Source organism: Mesorhizobium sp. M7A.F.Ca.CA.002.04.1.1 (assembly GCF_004022805.1).
GTDB classification, from domain to species: Bacteria; Pseudomonadota; Alphaproteobacteria; order Rhizobiales; family Rhizobiaceae; genus Mesorhizobium; species Mesorhizobium ciceri.
This window is the reverse complement of sequence record NZ_RZPL01000414.1, coordinates 3,747-5,059: the sequence shown is the minus strand read 5'-3', so window position 1 is coordinate 5,059 and position 1,313 is coordinate 3,747. Positions and strand designations below refer to the sequence as shown.

Sequence of the window (1,313 nt, the reverse complement as noted above, 5' to 3'; positions counted from 1 at the left end):
GTGGAGCGCGATGCGCTGACGCATCCCTATTTCGCCGGTCACGGCTATGCCGGCGTGCGGGTCGATATGCGCGGCTCGGGCGACAGCGAAGGGCTGTGCAAGGGTGAGTATCTGAAGCAGGAGCAGGATGACTGCCTGGTGGTCATCGAATGGCTGGCGAGGCAATCCTGGTGCTCGGGAAGCGTCGGCATGATCGGCATCAGCTGGGGCGGCTTCAACGGGCTGCAGGTCGCGGCCCGCCGGCCGCCGGCGCTGAAAGCCGTCGTTTCGCTGTGCTCGACCGACGACCGCTATAACGACGACGTGCATTATCTCGGCGGCGCGATGATGTGCGACAATCTGATGTGGGGAACCACCGCCTGGGCCATCGCCATGACCCCGCCCGACCCGCTCATTGTCGGCGACCGCTGGCGCGATCTTTGGAAACAACGGCTGAATGGCAATGGCATCTGGATGCAGGACTGGTTTGAACACCAGCGCCGCGACGATTTCTACAAGCACGGTTCGATCTGCGAGGAATATTCCGATGTCGAAATCCCGGTCTACGCCGTCGGCGGCTGGGCCGACGGTTATCCCAATCCGATCTTCCGGATGCTGGAAAAGCTAAGCGGTCCCCGTAAAGGGCTGATTGGACCCTGGGGCCATAAATATCCGCACTTCGCCATGCCGGGACCGCGCATCGGCTTCCTGCAGGAGTGCCTGCGCTGGTGGGATCAATATCTCAAGGGCATAAACACCGGCATTGCCGACGAGCCGATGCTGCGCGCCTGGATTCAAGATCCCGCACGGCCGGCAGCGATCTATGACGAGCGACCCGGCCGCTGGGTCGCGGAGCCGGCATGGCCGGGGCCGGGAATCGGCGAAAAGGTGCTGAACCTTGCGCCGCATGTGCTGAGCGAGGCCAGGGGCGAAGACACGATCCTGGAGATTTCATCGCCGCAGACGGCCGGCCTGTCGTCCGGCGCCTGGTGCGGTTATGGCGTCATGCCTACCTTGCCGGTCGACCAACGCACGGAAGAAGGCAATGCCCTGATCTTCGAGACGGCGCCGTTGACCGAAGCGGTCGAGATCCTCGGTTTTCCCGAATTCGAGGTCAAGCTCTCCTCCGACAAGCCGGTTGCGCTTCTGTCCGCCACGCTGTCGCAAGTGTTCCCGGAAGGTGCTGCCTCGCGCATCAGCTACGGCATCCTCAATCTGAGCCATCGCAACGATGATCTGGACATCGTACCCATGGTGCCGGGCCGGGCGGAGACCGTCCGCATCAAGCTGCGCTGCTGCGGGCAGCGTTTCGAGGCTGGCGAGCGTATCCGGCT

General features: G+C 63.4%; 1 protein-coding gene. It reads left to right on the top strand.

All coding sequences use genetic code 11. The features are described from left to right. Window positions 1-1,313, top strand: a 1,313-nt coding sequence (locus ENZ75_RS20450) for a CocE/NonD family hydrolase (protein WP_206617070.1), incomplete at both ends; no start/stop codon positions are given.